This window comes from Micromonospora sp. URMC 107 (genome assembly GCF_051386315.1).
Lineage (GTDB): Bacteria > Actinomycetota > Actinomycetes > Mycobacteriales > Micromonosporaceae > Micromonospora.
In genome coordinates this window covers 1-18422 of sequence record NZ_JBPQTK010000123.1, presented here as the reverse complement: position 1 = coordinate 18422, position 18422 = coordinate 1, and the positions used below count along the sequence as shown (strand labels likewise).

Below are 18422 nucleotides of genomic sequence, written 5' to 3'. Positions count from 1 at the left end.
CGAGATGGACGGCGGGCACCCGGTGGCCCTCAGCCGGCCGCGCGAACTGGCCGACCGGCTGGAGGAGATCCGGCGCGGTCGTACCGGTCAGCCGCCGGCGCCCGGTCCGTGGAAGCGGACGCTGTCGAGCGTGAACAGGCCGCCGCTCGGGCCGGAGAACACCAGGTAGAGCGGCTCGGTGCCGCCGACGTCGGTGACCGGCCCGACCGGCAGGTCGACGAAGGTGTCGAGGCCGCCGGTGTCGGGGATCTCGACCTCGTACACCGTCGGTCCGCCAACCTCGTGGGCTTGGACCACGACCTTGCCGCCGGCGCCGCGCGACGACACCCGCAGCCCGATCCCGGTGATGCCGCGCAGGTTGGTCGGGTCGAGCTTGACGAAGTCCATCGGGTCGAGGTCGGCGACGGCCGCACCGCCGCTGGCGGCCGCGTGCGGGACGATCCGGACCCCGAACGCCTCCGCGGTGGACTCCGCCTCCCACGTCTTCGGCTGGAGCGTCACCCGGGCGACGCCGGTCAGCGGCGGCGCCCCGGGCGCGCCCCGGTCGGTGTACCGGGCGGTGAGCACCGCCGGCTCGTCCGCCGCGACCCCGGCCCGGGGGACGCGTAGGAAGCCCGTGCAGCCGGTGGCCCGGCTCAGCGTACGGCCGGAGCGCTGCGCGTACGTGACGACCACCCGGGAGCAGTCGACGGCGCGTTCCTCGGGGTCGCGCACCGTGACCTGGAACGGGATCCGGTCGCCGGGGCCGGCGAAGCCGCCGTGCACCGGGGCGGTCAGGCCCACCTCCGGGCGGGTGTTGCCGACGGTCACCGCCACCCGGGCCCGGTCGGTGCGCCCGGTCGCGTCGGTGACGGAGAGCGTGGCGGTGTAGCCGCCCGGCCGGGCGTAGCCGAAGCGCACCGGGCCGGGTCCGGTCGCGTCCACCCGGCCGTCGCCGTCGAAGTCCCAGGAGTGACGCAACTCGCCGCCGTCCGGGTCGTACGTGCCGGCCGAGTGGAAGACGACGTCCCGGCCGGCCGGCCCGGACTCCGCCTCCGCGCGTACGGCGGCCCGGGGCGCCTGCCGGCCCGCGGCGTACTCGATGCGGTACAGGCCGGCGCCCCGCGCGTCGGCGGTGCGGGCACCCCGGTCGAGGACGTAGAGCGCGCCGTCCGGCCCGAACTCCATGTCGACCGGCTGGGTGAGCCGCACGCTGCCGCCGAACGGCCTGATGTCGCCCCGCGCGCCGTCCGCGCCGACCCCGATGTCCTTGATCCAGGCGCGGTCCCGCTCGTAGGCGAAGGTGCGGCCGTCGTAGGCGCGGGGGAAGCTGGTCTCGGCGGCCAGGCCGGGGTCGTAGCGGTAGGTCGGACCGCCCATCGGCGCCTTGCCGCCGTTGCCGAACGGCGGCTGCGAACCACCGGTGGTGAACTCCGGCACCGAGAGCCCGTCGTAGGAGATCCACGCCGGTTGGGCCGGCGGCAGCTCGACCAGGCCGGTGTTGCGCGGACTGGTGTTGCGCGGCGCGGCGCAGTCGAAGGGCGCGCCGGGGCGGCCCGTGGCGAAGTCGTGGTCACGGTAGGGCTGGTTGGTGCCGGCGCAGTACGGCCAGCCGAGGTTCGCCGGCCCCTTCAGCAGGTGGAACTCGGCCTGCCCGGCCGGCCCTCGGGCCGGATCGGCGGCGCCGGCCGCCGGGGCGCCGTCGCCGAGGTGGACCCATCCGGTCCGCGGGTCGACCGAGAACCGGTACGGGTTGCGCAGGCCCATGGCGTAGATCTCCGGACGCGTGCGCGCCGTGCCCGGGGCGAACAGGTTGCCGGCCGGGATCCGGTACCCGCCGTCGGCAGTCACCGCGATCCGCAGCAGCTTGCCCCGCAGGTCGTTGGTGTTGGCCGAGGTGCGCTGCGCGTCGTGGACCGGGCTGCGGCCGGGGCGCTCGTCGATCGGGCTGTAGCCGTCCGACGCGGACGGATCGGTGTCGTCGGCGGTGGAGAGCAGCAGGTTGCCGGCCGGGTCGAAGTCGATGTCGCCGCCGACGTGGCAGCAGTGCCCCCGGTCGGTGGGCACCCGCAGGATCTGCCGCTCGCTGCGCGGGTCGAGCCTGCCGTCGCGGCGCAGGGTGAAGCGGGACAGCTGGTCGTGGCCGCGGAACCGGGCGAGCGTCGCCGGGGTGGCGGTGCCCGGCGCGTCCCCGGGCGGGGTGTGCAGCCGCGGGGAGTAGTACACGTAGACCCAGCGGTTCTCCTCGAAGCGTGGGTCGGCGGCGATGGCGTACAGGCCGCTGTCGCGGTGCGTGTAGACCCGCAGCCGCCCGGCCGTCGACGTGCGGCCACCGGGCGTGGTCAGCCGGATCTCACCGGTGCGGGAGGCGTGCAGCACCCGCCGGTCCGGCAGCACGGCCAACGCGCTCGCCTCGCCGGTCCGTGCCGCGCCGCCGGCCAGGGTGACCTGCGCGAAGGAGCTGTCGCTCTCGGTGGCGGGGCTGTCGCAGTCGCCCGGGGTCCAGCCCGCCGCGTAGCTCACGCCGCCCAGTAGGTGGCCGCGGAAGTTCGGGTCCGCGTAGCTGCCGACGCTGTGGCCGAGGTTGGTGTACCAGGAGCGGCCGCCTGCCACGGTGCGGCACCAGGTGACCGGGTGGTCGCCCATCGCCCCGATGTCCGGGTCGTAGCTGGACTCGTCCAGGGAGGCGAGCACCCGGACGTCCTGCCGAGGGCTCTGGTAGAAGTTCCACCACTCCTCGGCGAAGGTCCACTCCGCCGGCAGGTGCGACGTCGACGGGTGCGTCCGGTCCTCCACCCGGACCGTCGCCGGCTGCGTCTCGGGATGGGCCGGCTGGGCGGGGTGCGACTCGTAGAAGCTGCCCATCAGGTCGTTGTAGAACCACGGCCAGTTGGTCTCCATCCCGCCGGGGCCGTGCACGCCGGCGTAGCCGCCGCCGCCGGTGACGTAACGCTCGAAGGCCGCCTTCTGCCCGTCGTCGAGTACGACGCCGATCGCGTTGAGCCAGACGACCGCGTCGAACCGGGCCAGGTTGGCGTCCGTGAACGCCGACGACTCCTGGGTCTCCTCGACCGTGAAGCCGTGCTCCTCCCCCATCTCCCGCAGGGCCGCGATGCCGTACTCGATGGAGGCGTGCCGGAGGAACGGGCCGGTCTGGTGGAACACCAGGATGGTGTTGGTGCGTCCGCCCGCTCCCGCGCCGGGGGGCGGCTCCGCGGCGGCCGGCGCGGGCTGCTGTCCGACACCCGCCAGGGCCAGGACCAGCGCCAGCGCGCCGCTCGCCAGCCGCCGCCGTCGGGTGGTGGACGAATGTCGGGTACCGCGGCCACCTTCCACGCGCGTCTCCTCTCGATCGACCTGATGTGTCCCTCAGTTCTTAGCGACGACGCGGCGGCCTGTCTTATCCCAACGTGCGCGATCGACTTCCCGCGCTGCCGGTCGGCTGAGCAAACACGAGCGATCGGGGCGAAACGGCGGCCCGGTGGGCACGCCCCGACAGGCGCGCCGGCTAGTCGAGCGGCACCGCCGTCGACGTGCGGGCGGAGCGGAGCACCGCGTCCAGCGTACGGAGGCCGGGGCGCTGGTCGCGCAGGAAGGAACCGACGGCCAGCGCCTCGTGCCGGCCGTCGAGCACGGCCTCGGTGAGGGCGCGGGCCAGGTGCACGAACGAGGTCTTGAAGACCGACACCCGGTTGTGCACCTCGTCGGGGTCGACCCCGGCGGGCCGGTCGACGACCCGGCTCCCGGTCGTGGTGGAGACCCGCAGCTTGCCGGTGAGGCTGAAGTGCGCCTCGCCGGCCGTGCCGAGCACGTCCACGTCGAGCAGGTTCTCGGTGGCCGCGGCGGCGCTCGCGGAGAGCACCGCCGTGGTGTCGCCGAGCCGCAGCACCGCCGTGAACGCCGAGTCGGCCGTCACCCGGTGCTCGCGGCCGGCCGCGTCGTAGCGCACCGGCACCACCGGTTCCAGGGTGCCGAAGACGGTGTCCACCCGCGCCCCGGCCAGCAGGAACTCCACCAGGTCGACCAGGTGGGACCCCATGGCGAGGCGCACCCCGCCGCCCCGCAGCTCGTCGAACCGCCACGAGTAGGGCACCTCGGGGGCGAGCAGGCCCACCCCCTGCTGGTGGATCCGCAGGTGGTAGGGGCGGCCGATCTCACCGGAGGCGACGACGTCCCGCAGTACGCGCAGGTACGGGTTGAAGCGGAGCTGGTGGTCGACGAGCACGATCTGCTCGGGCGCGGTCGGGACCTCCAGGAACTTCGTCAGCTCCTCGGCGCAGTTCGCGGCCGGTTTCTCCACGATCACGTGCCGGCCGGACGCGGCGGCGGCGACGTAGTGCTCGTAGTGGTACTCGTTGGGCGAGGCCACGCAGATCACGTCCAGGGTCGGGTCGGCGCACAGCTCCTGGTAGCTGCCGTACGCCGTCGGCACGCCCGTCGCGGCGGCGACCTCCCGGGACCGCCGCGGGCTGCTCCCGCAGAGCGCCACCACGTCGCCGCGCCCCGTCGCCGCGAAGCCGGGCAGATAGGTCCGGACGCCGACGCCGGTGCCGATCAGACCCACCCGCAACCGCCGTCGCGTCCCACCACGCAGCGTCACTTCCGCCTCCCCCAACTCGACAGGTCGCCCTTGGCTCGACGGGCCGCCCTGGCCCGACCCCGGTCAGTACGGGCCGACGAAGTCGCGGGCCAGCTCGTCCACCGCGACCGCGATCTCCCGCTCCAGCCCCAGCACCTCCAGGCACGCCTTCGCCACCGCGTCGGCGTCGGGGTTGAACGCTTCCTCCAGCGGCCACGACACGGGAGCCGGGCTGTCCGGCAGGGTGACCCGCCGGACCGGAGCGCGCAGCGAGTCGAACGCGTGCTCGGCCACCACCGCCGCCACCTCGGCGCTGAATCCGTACCGGGCCCAACTGGTGTCCGCCACCACGAGGCGCCCGGTCTTCGCGACCGACGTGCAGATGATCTCCTCGTCCAGCGGCCGGATGCTGCGCACGTCCACCACCTCGGCGCTGACGCCGCGCGCGGCCAGCGCCTCGGCGGCGCGCGCGGACTCGCGGACCATCAGCGAGGTCGCCACGATCGTGACGTCGTTGCCGGCCCGCACGATCCGGCCCTTGCCGAAGGGCACCGGCACCGGCTCCTCGGGAACCTCGTCCTCGACCTCGTAGAGGCCGCGGTTCTCCAACAGCACCACCGGATCGTCCCCCTGCAGGGCGCTGATCAGCAACCCCTTGGCGTCGGCCGGCGACGCGGGCGCGGCCACCCGCAGACCGGCGAAGTGGCCGAACACCGAGTGCAGGCTCTGCGAGTGGGTGGCGCCCTGACCCCAGCCGTGGCCGACGATGCCGCGCAGCACCACCGGGGCGCCGCCCTGGTTGCCGTACATGTAGCGCCACTTCGCCGCCAGGTTGAAGATCCCGTCCATCGCCAGGAACATGAAGTCGTCGCGGGTGTAGATCACCAGCGGGCGCATGCCCCGGGAGGCGGCGCCGACCGCGATCCCCGCGAACGCCGCCTCGCAGTTCGGCACGTCCATCACCCGGGCCGGCCCGAAGCGACGGGTGGTGGCGACGGTCGAACCGTAGATCCCCTTGCGGTCACCGATGCTCTGCCCGGCCACGAAGATCCGGGAATCGGCTTCCATGCACTGCATCGTCGCCTCGTCGATCGCGCGACTGTAGGTCAGCTTGCGCATCTGGCAGGTTCCCTTCAACGTCCGTACGCGCCGTCAAGCAGGGTCTCGACCCGGGGGAAGGGGCTCAGCTTGGCCTTGGTGATCGCCTGCTGCACCTCGTCGTCGGACTCCTTCTCCCAGTGGGCCACCTGCTGGTCGATGTCCGGGTGCCGCTGCCTGAGCAGCTCGGTGGCGCGGCGGATCGGGCAGCGGGCCAGCCACGACTCCACCTCCGCCCGGGTCCGGTGGTCCACGTCGTAGTCCCAGTTCGGGCCGACGTGCTCCCGCCAGCGGTAGGTCTCCAGCTCCAGGAAGTAGGGGCCGTTGCCGGCACGGCACCAGGCCACCGCCTGCTCGGCGGCCTGGTGCACGGCCACCACGTCGTTGCCGTCGACCCGGCGGGCCGGCATCCCGTAGCCCCGGGCCCAGCCGGTGATGGTCGTGCCGGCCGGCTGCCGCAGGTCCAGCGGGGACGACAGCGAGTAGCCGTTGTTCTCGCAGACGAAGACGACCGGGACCTGGCGCACCATGGCGAAGTTCAGCGACTCGTGGAAGACGCCCTCCTCGGCCGCGCCGTCACCGAAGAAGGTCGCGACCACCTCGCCGGTGCCGCGCAGCGCGGCGGCCCACGCGGCGCCGGTCGCCACCGACAGCATCTCGCCGAGGATCGCCGAGGAGGCGCCGAAGCCGGCGGCGGGGTCGATGAGGTGTACGGAGCCACCGCGGCCGTGGGTGCAGCCGTCCTCCTTGCCGTACAGCTCGGCCACCATGGCGAACAGGTCCCCGCCCTTGGCGAGGTACTGCGCGTGGCAGCGGTGGCTGCTGTAGGCGAGGTCCTCGCGGCGCAGCGCGGCGCACACACCGACCGCGGCCGCCTCCTGGCCGATCGAGAAGTGCACCGGCGTACGCATCTCCTGCTCGTCGCGGTACACGTCGGCGAGCGTCTCCTCGACGCGGCGGATACGTATCATGTCGCGCAACAGTTGCTTCGTGTCCACTATCACTGGCTGACCTCGATTCTGCCGGGCAGACGGATCCGCTCGCATGACGCCATTGCTTCCTCGCAACGAATCCTATGAATGCGACTGTTCAGAATTAACCCTTACCGACCCCTGGTTATGAGACAGGGGTCGGTCAATGCCGTCGCGCTTGACATGATGGTTCCGACAACACTTCGGAAGCTCGGCGTCCGACGCCGCATCCGTACCCGCCGCCGGAGCGACAGCCTTTTTCGGTGTCCCTCCCGCTGCCGGCGGAACTGCCCGGGAGGATCCCAATGAAGGTGCGTGAACTCGCGGTGGCGGGTGCCTTCGAGTTCGAACCGAGTGTCCTGCCGGACAACCGGGGCGTCTTCTCGGAGCTGCTGCGCGCGCAGTGGTGGCGGGACGCGCTGGGGCGCGACCTGCCGGTGAGCCAGGTGAACTGCACGGTCAACCACCGCAACGTGGTGCGCGGCGTCCACTTCACCCGGCTGGTCGGCCAGGCCAAGTTCGTCTGCTGCGTCTTCGGCGCCATGAACGACGTCATCGTGGACACCCGGGTCGGCTCGCCGACGTTCGGCCGCTTCGACTCCGTACGGCTGGACTCGGAGAGCTTCCGCGTCGTGTACCTGCCCGAGGGGGTGGGGCACGGAATCGCGTCGCTGGTGGAGCAGACCACCGCGTTCTACCTGTGCTCGGCGAACTTCGACCCGACCAACGAGTACGGGATCCACCCGATGGACCCGGAGCTCAAGATCGACTGGCGGTCGATGCTGGGCGGCGCCGAGCCGATCCTGTCCGTCCGCGACAGCACGGCGCCGACGCTGCGGGAGGTCAGGGAGCAGGGCCTGCTGCCGCGGTACGAGGACTGCCTGGAGGTCTACCGGACGGTCGGCGTGCCGGAGCCGCGGTGAACCGGCACCGGAGCCGGCGGGACGGCCGCCCCGTCGCGCCCGGCGGGGGCGAGGTCGTAGCCGAGGCTGGCCGGCAGCTGGGTCCGCCGGCTGATCCCGAGCTTGCGGTACGCCTGGGTCAGATGCTGCTCGACGGTGCTCACGGTGATGTGCAGCCGGCCGGCGATCTCCCGGTTGGTGTGGCCCAGCACGGCCAGCGCGCCGACCCGGCGTTCCGCCTCGCTCAGCTCGTCGGCACCGGCCACGGCACCGCCGGCCGGGCCCGCCGGCCCGGGCCGCTTCGCCGCACCGGGCTCGGCCGTCCAGCGTGCCGCGCGGGCTGCCCGGCGGGCGGCGGAGCGCGCCTCGTCCTGGTCGCCGTGCGCCCGGTACGCCTGGCTCAGCTCGGTCAGCGAGCGGGCCAGCTCGGCGCGGTGGCCGGCGCCCTGGAACACCCGCGTCGCCTCCCGCAGCAGCGCGATCCGGTCGGGCGGCGCGCTGGCGGCGGCGGCGACCCGCAGCGCCTCGGCATAGCTGCGGCCGCTGCGATCGGGGCACCGGTCGAGCTGCTCGGCCGCGAGCCGCCGGGCCCGCTCGGGGTGGCCCAACCGGAGGTTCGCCTCGGCCGCACCGAGCCGCCAGGCGGCGAGCGCCGGCACGTCCACGCCCCACTGCGCCATCAGCCGGCCACAGGCGAGGAAGTCGGCCAGGGCCGCCCGGGGCTGGCCGACGGCGAGCCAGTAGCGGCCTCGCGCGTACCGGTGACGCACCCCGGCGCGGGTCCGTTCGGCCCCGGCGGGCAGGGGCCGTTCCAACTGCTCGCCGGCACTGTCGTGGCGGCCCGTCCCGGTCAGGGCCAGCAGCAGCGCGGCCCTCGGCATGGCGATCGCGCAACCCCAGCCGTCCTCGTCCAGGCAGGCCAGGGCGGTACGGGCGTAGAACTCGGCGGCGGGCAGGTCGTCGGCGGCGACGGCGATCTCGGCACGGATGGCCATGAGCAGCGCCGCACCGGTCGAGAAGACCTGCTCGGTCGCCTGTTCGAGGAACCGGTCGCACCAGCGGGCGGCCCGGTCGGTGTGCTCGGCGTACAGCAGGGCCGACAGCGCGTCGGCGATCGGATCGAGCGTGGTCGCGTCGAGCCGGACGCCGTGCAGGACGCGTTCGGCGGCGTCCACGGCGGCCTCACCGGCGTCGCCGCGCAGCACCGCGGCGAGCACCTGGGCGGCCCGTGGCTGCGGGCCGGTGCCGGCCGGCCCCGGCGCGGACGCGGCCGGGACCGCCGGCCACCGCGGCAGCCCGTCGACGGCGGCCGGTGCGGTGACCGACAGCCAGTCGCGCAACGCCGCCAGGTCGGCGGCCGTCGCCGAGCCGGCGACGACGCCGTCCGACATCCGCCGGGTCACCCGGCCCGCCTCCTCGAGCTGTCCGCGCCACACCAGCCGGCGGGTCAGCTCGATCCCGGCACCGGGCTCCAGCTCGCCGGCGTGCAGCGCCCGCACCAGCTCGGGCAGGTAGCGGCCCGCCACGGCCGGGTCGACCGCCCACTCCGCGCACGTCAGCAGGGCGGTCAGCGCGGTGTGCCGCGGTCCGGCCGGGGTGCCCTCCCGGGCCAGCCGGAGCTGCTCCACGGCGTCGTCGAGCCGCCCGTCGTGCAGGGCCCGCTCGGCGGCCCGGCGCAGCACCCGGCGCTGCCACGGGCGGCCGGCGCGGCGGGAGGCGACGAGGTGCCGGGCGACGGCGGCCGGTGCCGCGCCGTCGCGGTGCAGCAGCTCGGCGGCACGGGCGTGCCACCGCGCGCGGGTCTCGTCGTCCATGTCGTCCAGCACGGCCTCCCGGGCGGCCGGGTGCCGGAAGCCGCCGCGGTCGAGCAGGCCGATGGCGGTCAGTTGGCGGATGGCGTGTTCGGTGGTGCCGACCCCGGCGTCGGTGAGCCGGGCCAGCAGCGCCGGCGTGGCCGCCGCGTGCAGCACGGCGAGCGCCCTGGCCACCGCCAGCAGGCCGGGTCCGGCCTGGTAGAGGCAGGTGACGACGGCCTGGCCGAACGCCGGGCCGACCACCGGGACGGATCCGGCGGTCGGGGCCGCGACGCCGGCGGCCCGGAGGTCCGCGCCGACCGCGGCGACCAGCGCGGGGCTCCCGCCGGTGATCCGGTGGTACGCCGCGGCGACGGGGCCGGGCACCCCGGCCAGCAGCTCCCGCACGGCCGGCACGGACAGCGGCGCCAGGTGGAGCGGGACGCAGTGGGGCTGGCGGAGCAGTTCGGCGCCGAACCACCGGTTCTCCGGCGCGGTTGACCGTTCGGCGAACACGAGCACGATCCGGGCCAAGCTCAGCCGACGGGCCAGGAAGAGCAGGCACTGCGTTGACGGGTAATCCGCGTGGTCCGCGTCGTCGACCACGACCACCACGGGCCGGTCCGCCGCGAGGCGCAGCAGCAGCTCGCTGAGCCAGCGTAGGGTGGCCGCGTCGAGCCGGCCCCGCCCGCCCGGGCCGGATCGCGGCCCGAGCCGTTCCTCCAGCGCGGTCACCCGGGCCCGGGCGGCCCGGGACAACGGGGCGGACGCCAGGAGCTGGCGGAGCACGCCGAGTGGGATGGCGCGTTCGGCTCGCGCGCCCGTGGCGGCGAGCACCAGCGCGCCGGTGGCCGCCGCCTGCCTGCCGAAGGCGTGCAGCAGCGCGCTCTTCCCGCTGCCCGGGGGCCCGCTCACCAGCACGGCGCCGCCGTCGCGCCGCTCGCCGTCGGCGAGCAGGCTCCGTAGGTACGCCAGCTCGTGGTCCCGCTCGACCAGGTTCACCGCTGTCGCCTCCCTCCGGACGCCGACGCGTCCGTGGTCGGCCCGGCGGCGCGACCCCGGGACCGGCGGCGCCGGCCCGCTGCCGGCGGCGGCCACGCCGGGCGGGCCGGGGGCGCGCGGGACGGTCGACGTGTGGTTCCGGGCGGCCGCCCGGCTCGTGCTGGACCGGGCTCGTCAGACGATGTGGACGTCGGGGACGTACAGGATCCACCGTCCACCGCTCTCCCGGAACTGCCGTTCCTTCGCCATGATCTCCTCGGCGTGGTTCCACGCGAACAGCAGGGCGTAGGCGGGGTAGGGAGCGCCGAACTCCTCGGGCGGCAGCACCGGGATGTGCACGCCGGGGGTGAGCCGGCCCTGTTTCTCCCGGGTCGAGTCGTAGACGGCCGACACCAGGTCCGGGCCGATGCCGCAGTAGTTCGCCACGGTCGCGCTCTTCTGGGTGGCGCCGTAGCCGACGATGCGGTGTCCCTCGGCCCGCAGCCGCCGCAGCAGCGCCAGCAGGTCCTCGCGGGTGCGCCTGATGTTCGCCGCGAAGCGCTCGTAGGTCTCCGGCAGCCCGAGCCCCAGCTCCCGTTCCCGGGCGAGCAGTTCGGCCACCTCGGGGGCCGGTCGGCGGGCGCCCGCCCGGGCGACGGTGTAGCGCACGGCGCCGCCGTGCACGGGCAGCCGTTCCGCGCCGACGAGGGCGAACCCGAACTGCGCGGCCATCGCCTGCACCGAATGGATGGAGAAGAGGTAGAAGTGCTCGTCGTAGATCTGGTCGAAGTAGGTGTGCTCGATGATGTCGCCGAGGTAGCGGTCCTCGAAGACGAACACACCGTTCGGGGCGAGCAGCGCGTCGACCCCGCGGAAGATGGAGTCGATGTAGGCGATGTGGCTGATGGTGTTCGCGGAGAAGATGACGTCCGCCGGCCCGTGCTCGGCCCGGATGGCCCGGGCGGTCGACTCCTCGAAGAACTCGACCCGCACCCGGATGCCCTTCGCCCGGGCCACCTCGGCGGCCTCGCCGGACGGGTCCACGCCCAGGTGGCGCACCCCGGCCTCGGCGATGTCCTGCAACAGGATGCCGTCGTTGCTGCCGATCTCGACGGCGAACGGGTCGGGCCCGGTGAGTTCGGTGTCCAGCAGCTGCCGGGCGGTCTGCTGGAAGTGCTTGCGCATCACCGTCGACCCGGACGACCGGTAGGGGTAGTCGAACCGGAACATCTCGTCGCGGGGCACCTCTTCGAGCTGCTGCACCATCGTGCAGGACGTGCAGAAGCCGACGGCCAGCCGGAAGAAGAGTTCCGCGCCGGTGTGGGCGGGATCCACGAACGCGCTGGAGACGGGCTGCCGCCCGAAGTCCAGACATTCTCTGACGGCGCCGCCGCAGACGCGACAGCGGAGGATCGTCGACGGAACCTGATCGCCAAGCACGTGGGCCAACCCCTCGGTAAATATGTGGCGCGCCGGGTGGACGTCGGATCCCCGACCCCGGCCGACGCGCGCCGGGAATCACGGGATTCGCGCTTCCTGCGACAGCCTGCATCGAAAGATCTTCCGCTGTCATCTCCGTATGTGCGGGCTCCCAGCGCAATACAGGAGATGCCGTCGCCAGGACCGGCGGACGACGATTGCACGGTCTGGTGCGACCGGGTGTGGAATGCGCGGCCGACCTGTCGGGCAGCGGCTTCGTCCACCTCCGCTCCGCGAGGCGGCCGCCGGCCACGGCAGGCAGCCGGGCGGCGGACCCGGGAACCTCCCCACCTGTCGGAGGACGAGAATGATCAACATATCCCAGCCCAGTCTCGGTGCTGAGGAACTCGAAGCCGTACGTGAGGTGTTCAGCAGCAACTGGGTGGGGTACGGGCCGCGTACCAGGGCGTTCGAGCGGGAGTTCGCCGAGCACCTGGGGGTGGCGCCGGAACGGCTCATCTTCATCAACTCCGCCACCTCGGGGCTGTTCCTCTCCACCGAGCTGCTGGACCTGGGTCCCGGCGACGACGTGGTCCTGCCCTCGGTCAGTTTCGTCGCCGACGCCAACGCGGTCGCCGCCACCGGCGCCCGGCCGGTCTTCTGCGACGTGGACCCGCACACCCTGAACCCGACGGTCGCCGACATCGCCCGCGCCGTCACCCCCCGGACCAGGGCCGTGATCGTGCTGCACTACGGCGGTCACCCGGGCGACATCGTCGCCATCGCCGCCTTCTGCCGGGACCGGGGCATCACCCTGATCGAGGACGCCTCGGTCTCCGTCGCCTCGGCCGTCGACGGCCGCCACTGCGGCACGTTCGGTGACATCGCGATGTGGAGCTTCGACTCCCGCAAGGTGATCACCACCGGTGACGGCGGGATGCTCTACGTCCGGGATCCCGAGCTCGGTCGCCGGGCGCAGCGGCTCGCCTACCACGGGGTGGACGACCGCAGCACGTTCACCACCGCGTCCGCGGTCCCCCGACGCTGGTGGGAACTGGCCATCCACGACGTCGGGCGCCGGGTGATCGGCAACGACCTGACCGCGGCGATCGGCAGCGTCCAGCTGCGACGGATGCCGACGTTCATCGAGCGCCGCCGGGAGATCACCGAGACCTACAACCGGCTGTTGCGCGACGTGGCCGGGATCCGGCGGCCCCCGCCGCCGCCCGCCGGCCACACCAGCTCGTACTACTTCTACTGGGTGCAGCTCGACCCGGCGATCCGGGACGACGTGGCCGAGGACCTGCTCGACCGCGGCATCTACACCACCTTCCGTTACGAGCCGCTGCACACCGTCCCGATCTTCCGGGCGGACGCCGACCTTCCCGGTACCGCCGAGGCCGCCGCCAACACCCTGCTGCTCCCCATCCACCAGGGGCTCGACGACGCCGACGTCCGGACCGTGGCCGACGAACTGTGCAAGGCGGTCGAGCACCGTCGGGCGTCGGCGCAGAGCTGACCGGAACGGGCGGCGCCGAACCGGTCGCCGCCCGCCCCGGGCCCGTGACGCGCACGCCACCGAGGCGCATCGAGCGCCGACGCGGGCCGTATCCGACACCCGCCGCGCGCACCAGACGAGCAGCGGCACCTGTCATCCGGCTGTGAGGAGAGCACTGTCATGAAGGCCCTGGTGTTGTCGGGCGGTACGGGTAGCCGTCTCCGCCCGTTCAGCCACTCGTTGCCCAAGCAGCTCATCCCGATCGCCAACCAGCCCGTCCTGGAACACGTGCTGGAGAGCATCCGCGACATCGGGGTGACCGACATCGGCATCGTGGTCGGTGACCGGGCCCCGACGATCCGCAAGGTGATCGGGGACGGATCCCGGCTCGGCGTACGGGTCACCTACATCCCGCAGGACGAGCCGCTCGGGCTCGGGCACTGCGTCGTGGTGTCCCGGTCCTTCCTCGGCGACGACGACTTCGTCATGTACCTGGGCGACAACTTCCTGCCGGACGGCATCGTCCCGGTGGCGCAGGAGTTCGCCGCCCGGCGTCCCGCCGCGCAGGTCGTGCTGCACAAGGTGACCGACCCGCGCCAGTTCGGCCTCGCCGAGCTGGACGAGAACGGCAACGTGCGCCGGCTCGTGGAGAAGCCGGAGCACCCGCGCAGCGATCTCGCCCTGGTGGGCGTCTACTTCTTCACCTCGGCGATCCACGAGGCGATCGCCAGGATCGAGCCCAGCGCCCGCGGCGAACTGGAGATCACCGACGCGATCCAGTGGCTGCTCGCCAACGGCGCCGAGGTCAGGGCCACCGAGTACGACGGCTTCTGGAAGGACGCCGGGCGGCCCGAGGACGTGCTGGAGTGCAACCGCTACCAGCTCGCCGGCCTCACCACCGCGATCCACGGCGACGTCGACGAGGCCAGCGAGCTGGTCGGTCCGGTCGTGCTGGGGCCCGGCGCCCGGGTGCTGCGGTCCGTCATCGAGGGCCCCGCGATCATCGGTGCGAACACCCTGGTCGCGGACAGCCACATCGGGCCGAACACCGCCATCGGCGACGACTGCCAGGTGCGTGCCACCCACCTCGCCGACTCGATCGTGTTGGCGGGCGCCTCGATCTCGGACGTGCCGGGGCTGCACGGCTCGCTCATCGGCCGCTCCGCGACCATCCGCCCGAGCGGTGCCGAACACCGCCTGGTGGTCGGCGACGACGCCTGGATCGAGCTGGCCGCATGACCGGCGTTCCCGGGCAGCGCGGGACGACGGGGACGATGTTCGGCCCCGACATCGCCGAGGTCTACGACTTCACCTACCGGCGCCGGGGCCAGGACTTCGACAAGGAGGCCGCGCTGGTGTCGGAGATCGCCCGGGAGCGGCACCCGGAGGCGGGCTCGCTGCTCGATGTCGGGTGCGGCACCGGTGAGCATCTCAAGGCCCTGAGCGGGATGTTCGGTCACGTGGCGGGCATCGACCTGTCGGAGCCCATGGTCGCGGTCGCCCGGCGCAAGCTCCCGGGGGTCGAGGTCCACCTCGCCGACATGTGCCGGTTCGACCTCGGTCGCCGCTACGACGTGGTGCTCTCCCTCTCCGCGGCGGTCGCCTACCTGCCGTCGCTGACGGCGGTACGGGCCGCGCTCGGCCGGATGGTGGCCCACCTCGCGCCCGGCGGCGTGCTGGTGGTCGAGCCGTGGTACTTCCCCGAGAACTACCTGGACGGACACGTCGCCGGTGACCTCATCCGGAGCCCGGAACGCACCGTCTCCCGGGTGTCGCACAGCCGCGAACGCGACGGCGCCACCGTCATCGAGAGCCACTGGGTGGTCGCCGACGCGCGGGGCATCCGGTCGTTCGTCGAGACCCACGTGTTCGGGCTGTGGGAGCGGGAGCAGTACGAGCGCGCCTTCGCGGACGCCGGCTGCACCGTGGAGTACGTCGGTGACGTGCAGGCGGGACGGGGCCTGTTCGTGGCCCAGCGGTCGCGGGAGCGCGCATGACGCGGCTGCGGTCGGCGGCCGCCGGCCCGAACGACTCCCCCGGCGGCCGCGTGGACCGGCGATCGAAGCGGCGGGGCGACGGCACGCCGCTGCGGCGCCGGGAGGACCCCGCCCTGCCCGGCCGGTTCGCCCGTTCCGCCCAGGCCCGGTCGGCCGGCGCGGGGATGGCCACCGCCGAGTTCCCGGGCTGGCTGGAGTCGCGGCGGCGGGCCCACCACTTCCGGGTGGAGCGGATCCCGTTCGCCCGGCTCGACGGCTGGTCCTTCGACCCCGACACCGGCAACCTGACACACCGCAGCGGCCGGTTCTTCTCCGTCGAGGGGCTGCACGTCACGGTCAGCGAAGGACCGTTCCGGCAGTGGCAGCAGCCGATCATCGTCCAGCCGGAGGTCGGCATCCTGGGCATCCTGGCCCGCGAGTTCGACGGGGTGCTGCACTTCCTGATGCAGGCGAAGATGGAGCCGGGGAACCCGAACCTGCTCCAGCTCTCGCCGACCGTGCAGGCCACGCGCAGCAACTACACCCGGGTGCACCGCGGCGCGGACGTGAAGTACCTGGACCACTTCGTCCAGCCGGGCCGGGCCCGGGTGCTCGCCGACGTCCTCCAGTCCGAGCACGGCTCCTGGTTCTTCCACAAGTCCAACCGGAACATGATCGTGGAGACCGACGAGGACGTGCCGGTCGACGACGACTTCTGCTGGTTGACGCTCGGCCAGCTCGGCGAACTGCTGCGCGAGGACAACGTCGTCAACATGGACTCCCGCACCGTCCTGGCCTGCGCGCCGGTGGCCCACCCGGAGCCCGGCGCCGTGCACTCGGACACCGAGCTGCTCTCCTGGTTCACCGCCGAACGGGCCCGGCACGACGTGTCCGCGCGGCTGATCCCCCTCGACCGGGTCCAGGACTGGACGCGCGGTGCGGCGTCCATCGACCACGTGCGCGACTGGTACTTCCGGGTGATGGCGGTCGCCGTCGAGGCCGGCAACCGCGAGGTGTCCGGGTGGAGCCAGCCGCTGTTCCAACCGCTCGGTCCCGGCATCGCCGCCTTCCTCGTCCAACGCATCGCCGGCGTGCCCCACCTCCTGGCGCAGGCCCGGGTCGAGGGTGGCTTCCTCGACACCGTCGAGCTGGGACCGACGGTGCAGCTCACCCCCGAGTACCACGCCCATCTCACCGGCCCGGACAGGCCCGCCTTCCTCGACCTGGTCCGCGATCCCGACCCGCGGTCGATCCGTTACGACGCGGTCCACTCCGAGGAGGGCGGGCGCTTCTTCCACGCGGAGAACCGCTACCTGATCGTGGAGGCGGAACCGGCGCCGGCGCCCGGGCCGACACCGCCGGGGTTCTGCTGGGTCACGCCCGGCCAGCTGACCTCGCTGGCCCGGCACGGCCACTACGTCAACGTCCAGGCCCGCACGCTGCTGTCGGCCCTCAACACCGGAGCGGTCGCGCTGTGAGCCGCCCTTGCGGGCGACGGGCGCCGGTCGTGGGTCCGCGGCCAGTACGCCATCCGCATGGATGCGACATCCCGTTGTTCCGCCTGGAAGGGGCCCCACCATGACCACTGACACCGCCGCCGGATCCGGCCCACGCGCCGGCCGGCGGGAATGGGCCGGCCTCGCCGTGCTCGCCCTGCCGACCCTGCTGCTCTCACTCGACCTGGGTGTGTTGTTCCTGGCGTTGCCACAGTTGAGCGCCGACCTCGGCGCCGCCGGCACGGACCAGCTCTGGATCACCGACATCTCCGGGTTCATGACCGCCGGCTTCCTGATCATCATGGGCAACCTGGGCGACCGGCTCGGACGGCGCCGGCTGCTGCTGTTCGGCGCGGCCGCGTTCGGCGGCGCGTCCGTGCTCGCCGCCTACGCGTCCTCCCCCGGGATGCTGATCGCCGCCCGGATCGGGATGGGGATCGCGGCGGCCACCCTGATGCCCTCCGTCCTGGCGTTGATCAGCACGATGTTCCGGGACGCGCGGCAGCGCGGGTTCGCCGTCGCCGTCTGGATGAGCTGCTTCATGGCCGGCACCGCCCTCGGGCCGCTGATCGGCGGGGCGATGCTGGAGTTCTTCTGGTGGGGCTCGGTGTTCCTGATGGGCGTGCCGGTCATGCTCCTGCTGCTGGTGGTCGGTCCGATCCTGCTGCCCGAGTACCGCTCCACGGACTCGACCGCGCGGATCGACCTGGTCAGCGTCGTCCTGTCGCTGGCCACCATCCTCCCGGTCGTCTACGGCATCACCGAGCTGCCCCGGCACGGGGTACGACCGGTGCCCGTGCTCGCCCTGGGCGTCGGCGTGGCCTTCGGGGTGGTCTTCGTCCTGCGCCAGCGCACCTCGCGCCATCCGCTGATCGAGCTGGGCCTGTTCCGCAACCGGGCGTTCAGCGGCGCGCTGGCGGTGCTGCTGCTCGGTCCCGCGGTGATGGGCGGGGTGGGACTCTTCGTCAACCAGTACCTCCAGATGGTCGGCGGGCTGTCCCCGCTGCGCGCCGGGCTGGCACTGGTGCCGTCCACGACGCTGACCATCGTCGGCGCCATGCTCGCCCCGGCGCTGGCGCAGCGGATCCGGCCCGCGTACGTGGTCGGGGCCGCCGGTGTCAGCATGGCGGTCGGCGGCCTGCTGCTCACCCAGGTGCCCGGCACCGGCGAGCTGGGGGTCCTGGTGGCCGGGTTCATCTTCGTCGGCTTCGGCTTCGGGCCGATCGCGGCGCTCGGCACCGGTCTGGTCGTCGGCTCCGTCCCGCCCGAGAAGGCCGGCTCGGCGGCGTCGCTGTCGGAGACGAGCAGCCAGCTCGGCATGGCGTTGGGGGTGGCGGTCCTCGGCAGCGTCGGCACCGCCGTGTACCGGGAGCGGATCGCGGACGAGGTGCCGGCCGGCCTGCCGGCCGAGGCCGCCGCCGCGGTGCACGACTCGCTGCCCGGCGCCCTGACCGTCGCCGCGCAGCTGCCCGAGCAGCTCGCCGGGGCGGTGGTCGGCGTCGCACGGATGGCCTTCACGAGCGGGCTGAACGCCGCCGGCGCGGCGAGCGTGGCCATGGGGCTGCTCCTGGCGGCGGTGGCGGTGCTCGTGCTCCGCCGGGTGCGCCCGGTCGGGGAGCCCACCGCGCCCGCCACGGAGGAGGGCCGCACCGCCGGGGTCGCAGCCGACCCCGCCGGCCGGCGGTAGGTCGGACGGGCCGGGGGGGGGGGGGGGGGGGGGGGGGGGGGGG

The 18422-nt window shown here is 73.6% G+C and carries 12 protein-coding genes; 6 read left to right on the top strand and 6 right to left on the bottom strand.

Annotation, left to right across the window (positions count from 1 at the left end):
• Positions 1-87: 87 nt before the first annotated feature.
• The 4 genes from ACSNN9_RS22950 to ACSNN9_RS22935 form a co-directional block, all read right to left on the bottom strand.
• Positions 88-3315, bottom strand: coding sequence for a ThuA domain-containing protein (locus tag ACSNN9_RS22950; protein WP_436675319.1), 3228 nt, complete (start codon positions 3313-3315; stop codon positions 88-90).
• A 172-nt stretch (positions 3316-3487) separates the two neighbouring features.
• Positions 3488-4579, bottom strand: a complete 1092-nt coding sequence (locus ACSNN9_RS22945) for a Gfo/Idh/MocA family protein (protein WP_436675318.1) — start codon at positions 4577-4579, stop codon at positions 3488-3490.
• Positions 4580-4642: 63 nt separating this feature from the next.
• The gene (locus tag ACSNN9_RS22940) at positions 4643-5677 is read right to left on the bottom strand and encodes an alpha-ketoacid dehydrogenase subunit beta (RefSeq protein ID WP_436675317.1); all 1035 of its coding nucleotides are present in this window, start codon (positions 5675-5677) and stop codon (positions 4643-4645) included.
• A gap of 14 nt (positions 5678-5691) precedes the next feature.
• Positions 5692-6654 (bottom strand): thiamine pyrophosphate-dependent dehydrogenase E1 component subunit alpha, encoded by a 963-nt coding sequence (locus tag ACSNN9_RS22935; protein ID WP_436675316.1) that lies wholly within the window; start codon positions 6652-6654, stop codon positions 5692-5694.
• Positions 6655-6932: 278 nt separating this feature from the next.
• On the opposite strand from ACSNN9_RS22935, the gene ACSNN9_RS22930 reads away from it, so the two are divergent.
• Positions 6933-7550 (top strand): dTDP-4-dehydrorhamnose 3,5-epimerase family protein, encoded by a 618-nt coding sequence (locus ACSNN9_RS22930; RefSeq protein WP_436675315.1) that lies wholly within the window; start codon positions 6933-6935, stop codon positions 7548-7550.
• Here the strand turns inward: ACSNN9_RS22930 and ACSNN9_RS22925 are convergent.
• Together ACSNN9_RS22925 and ACSNN9_RS22920 are read right to left on the bottom strand one after the other, a co-directional pair.
• Positions 7517-10324, bottom strand: coding sequence for an AAA family ATPase (locus tag ACSNN9_RS22925; RefSeq protein ID WP_436675314.1), 2808 nt, complete (start codon positions 10322-10324; stop codon positions 7517-7519). The genes ACSNN9_RS22930 and ACSNN9_RS22925 overlap by 34 nt on opposite strands.
• Before the next feature lie 174 nt (positions 10325-10498).
• On the bottom strand, positions 10499-11716 hold the full coding sequence (locus ACSNN9_RS22920; RefSeq protein ID WP_436675320.1) for a methyltransferase domain-containing protein: 1218 nt from the start codon (positions 11714-11716) through the stop codon (positions 10499-10501).
• 373 nt (positions 11717-12089) lie between these two features.
• Between ACSNN9_RS22920 and ACSNN9_RS22915 the strand changes: the two genes are divergently transcribed.
• The 5 genes from ACSNN9_RS22915 to ACSNN9_RS22895 all read left to right on the top strand — a co-directional run bounded on the left by ACSNN9_RS22915 (position 12090) and on the right by ACSNN9_RS22895 (position 18379).
• Positions 12090-13241 (top strand): DegT/DnrJ/EryC1/StrS family aminotransferase, encoded by a 1152-nt coding sequence (locus ACSNN9_RS22915; protein ID WP_436675313.1) that lies wholly within the window; start codon positions 12090-12092, stop codon positions 13239-13241.
• Between the two features lie 159 nt (positions 13242-13400).
• A complete protein-coding gene (locus tag ACSNN9_RS22910) occupies positions 13401-14459 on the top strand; it encodes a glucose-1-phosphate thymidylyltransferase (RefSeq protein ID WP_436675312.1) in 1059 nt (352 codons plus the stop codon).
• Positions 14456-15217, top strand: a complete 762-nt coding sequence (locus tag ACSNN9_RS22905) for a class I SAM-dependent methyltransferase (protein ID WP_436675311.1) — start codon at positions 14456-14458, stop codon at positions 15215-15217. The genes ACSNN9_RS22910 and ACSNN9_RS22905 overlap by 4 nt, the downstream gene beginning before the upstream one ends.
• Positions 15214-16674, top strand: coding sequence for an NDP-hexose 2,3-dehydratase family protein (locus ACSNN9_RS22900; protein WP_436675310.1), 1461 nt, complete (start codon positions 15214-15216; stop codon positions 16672-16674). The genes ACSNN9_RS22905 and ACSNN9_RS22900 overlap by 4 nt, the downstream gene beginning before the upstream one ends.
• A gap of 100 nt (positions 16675-16774) precedes the next feature.
• Complete coding sequence (locus tag ACSNN9_RS22895) at positions 16775-18379, top strand: MFS transporter (RefSeq protein ID WP_436675309.1); 1605 nt, start codon at positions 16775-16777, stop codon at positions 18377-18379.
• Positions 18380-18422: the final 43 nt, after the last annotated feature.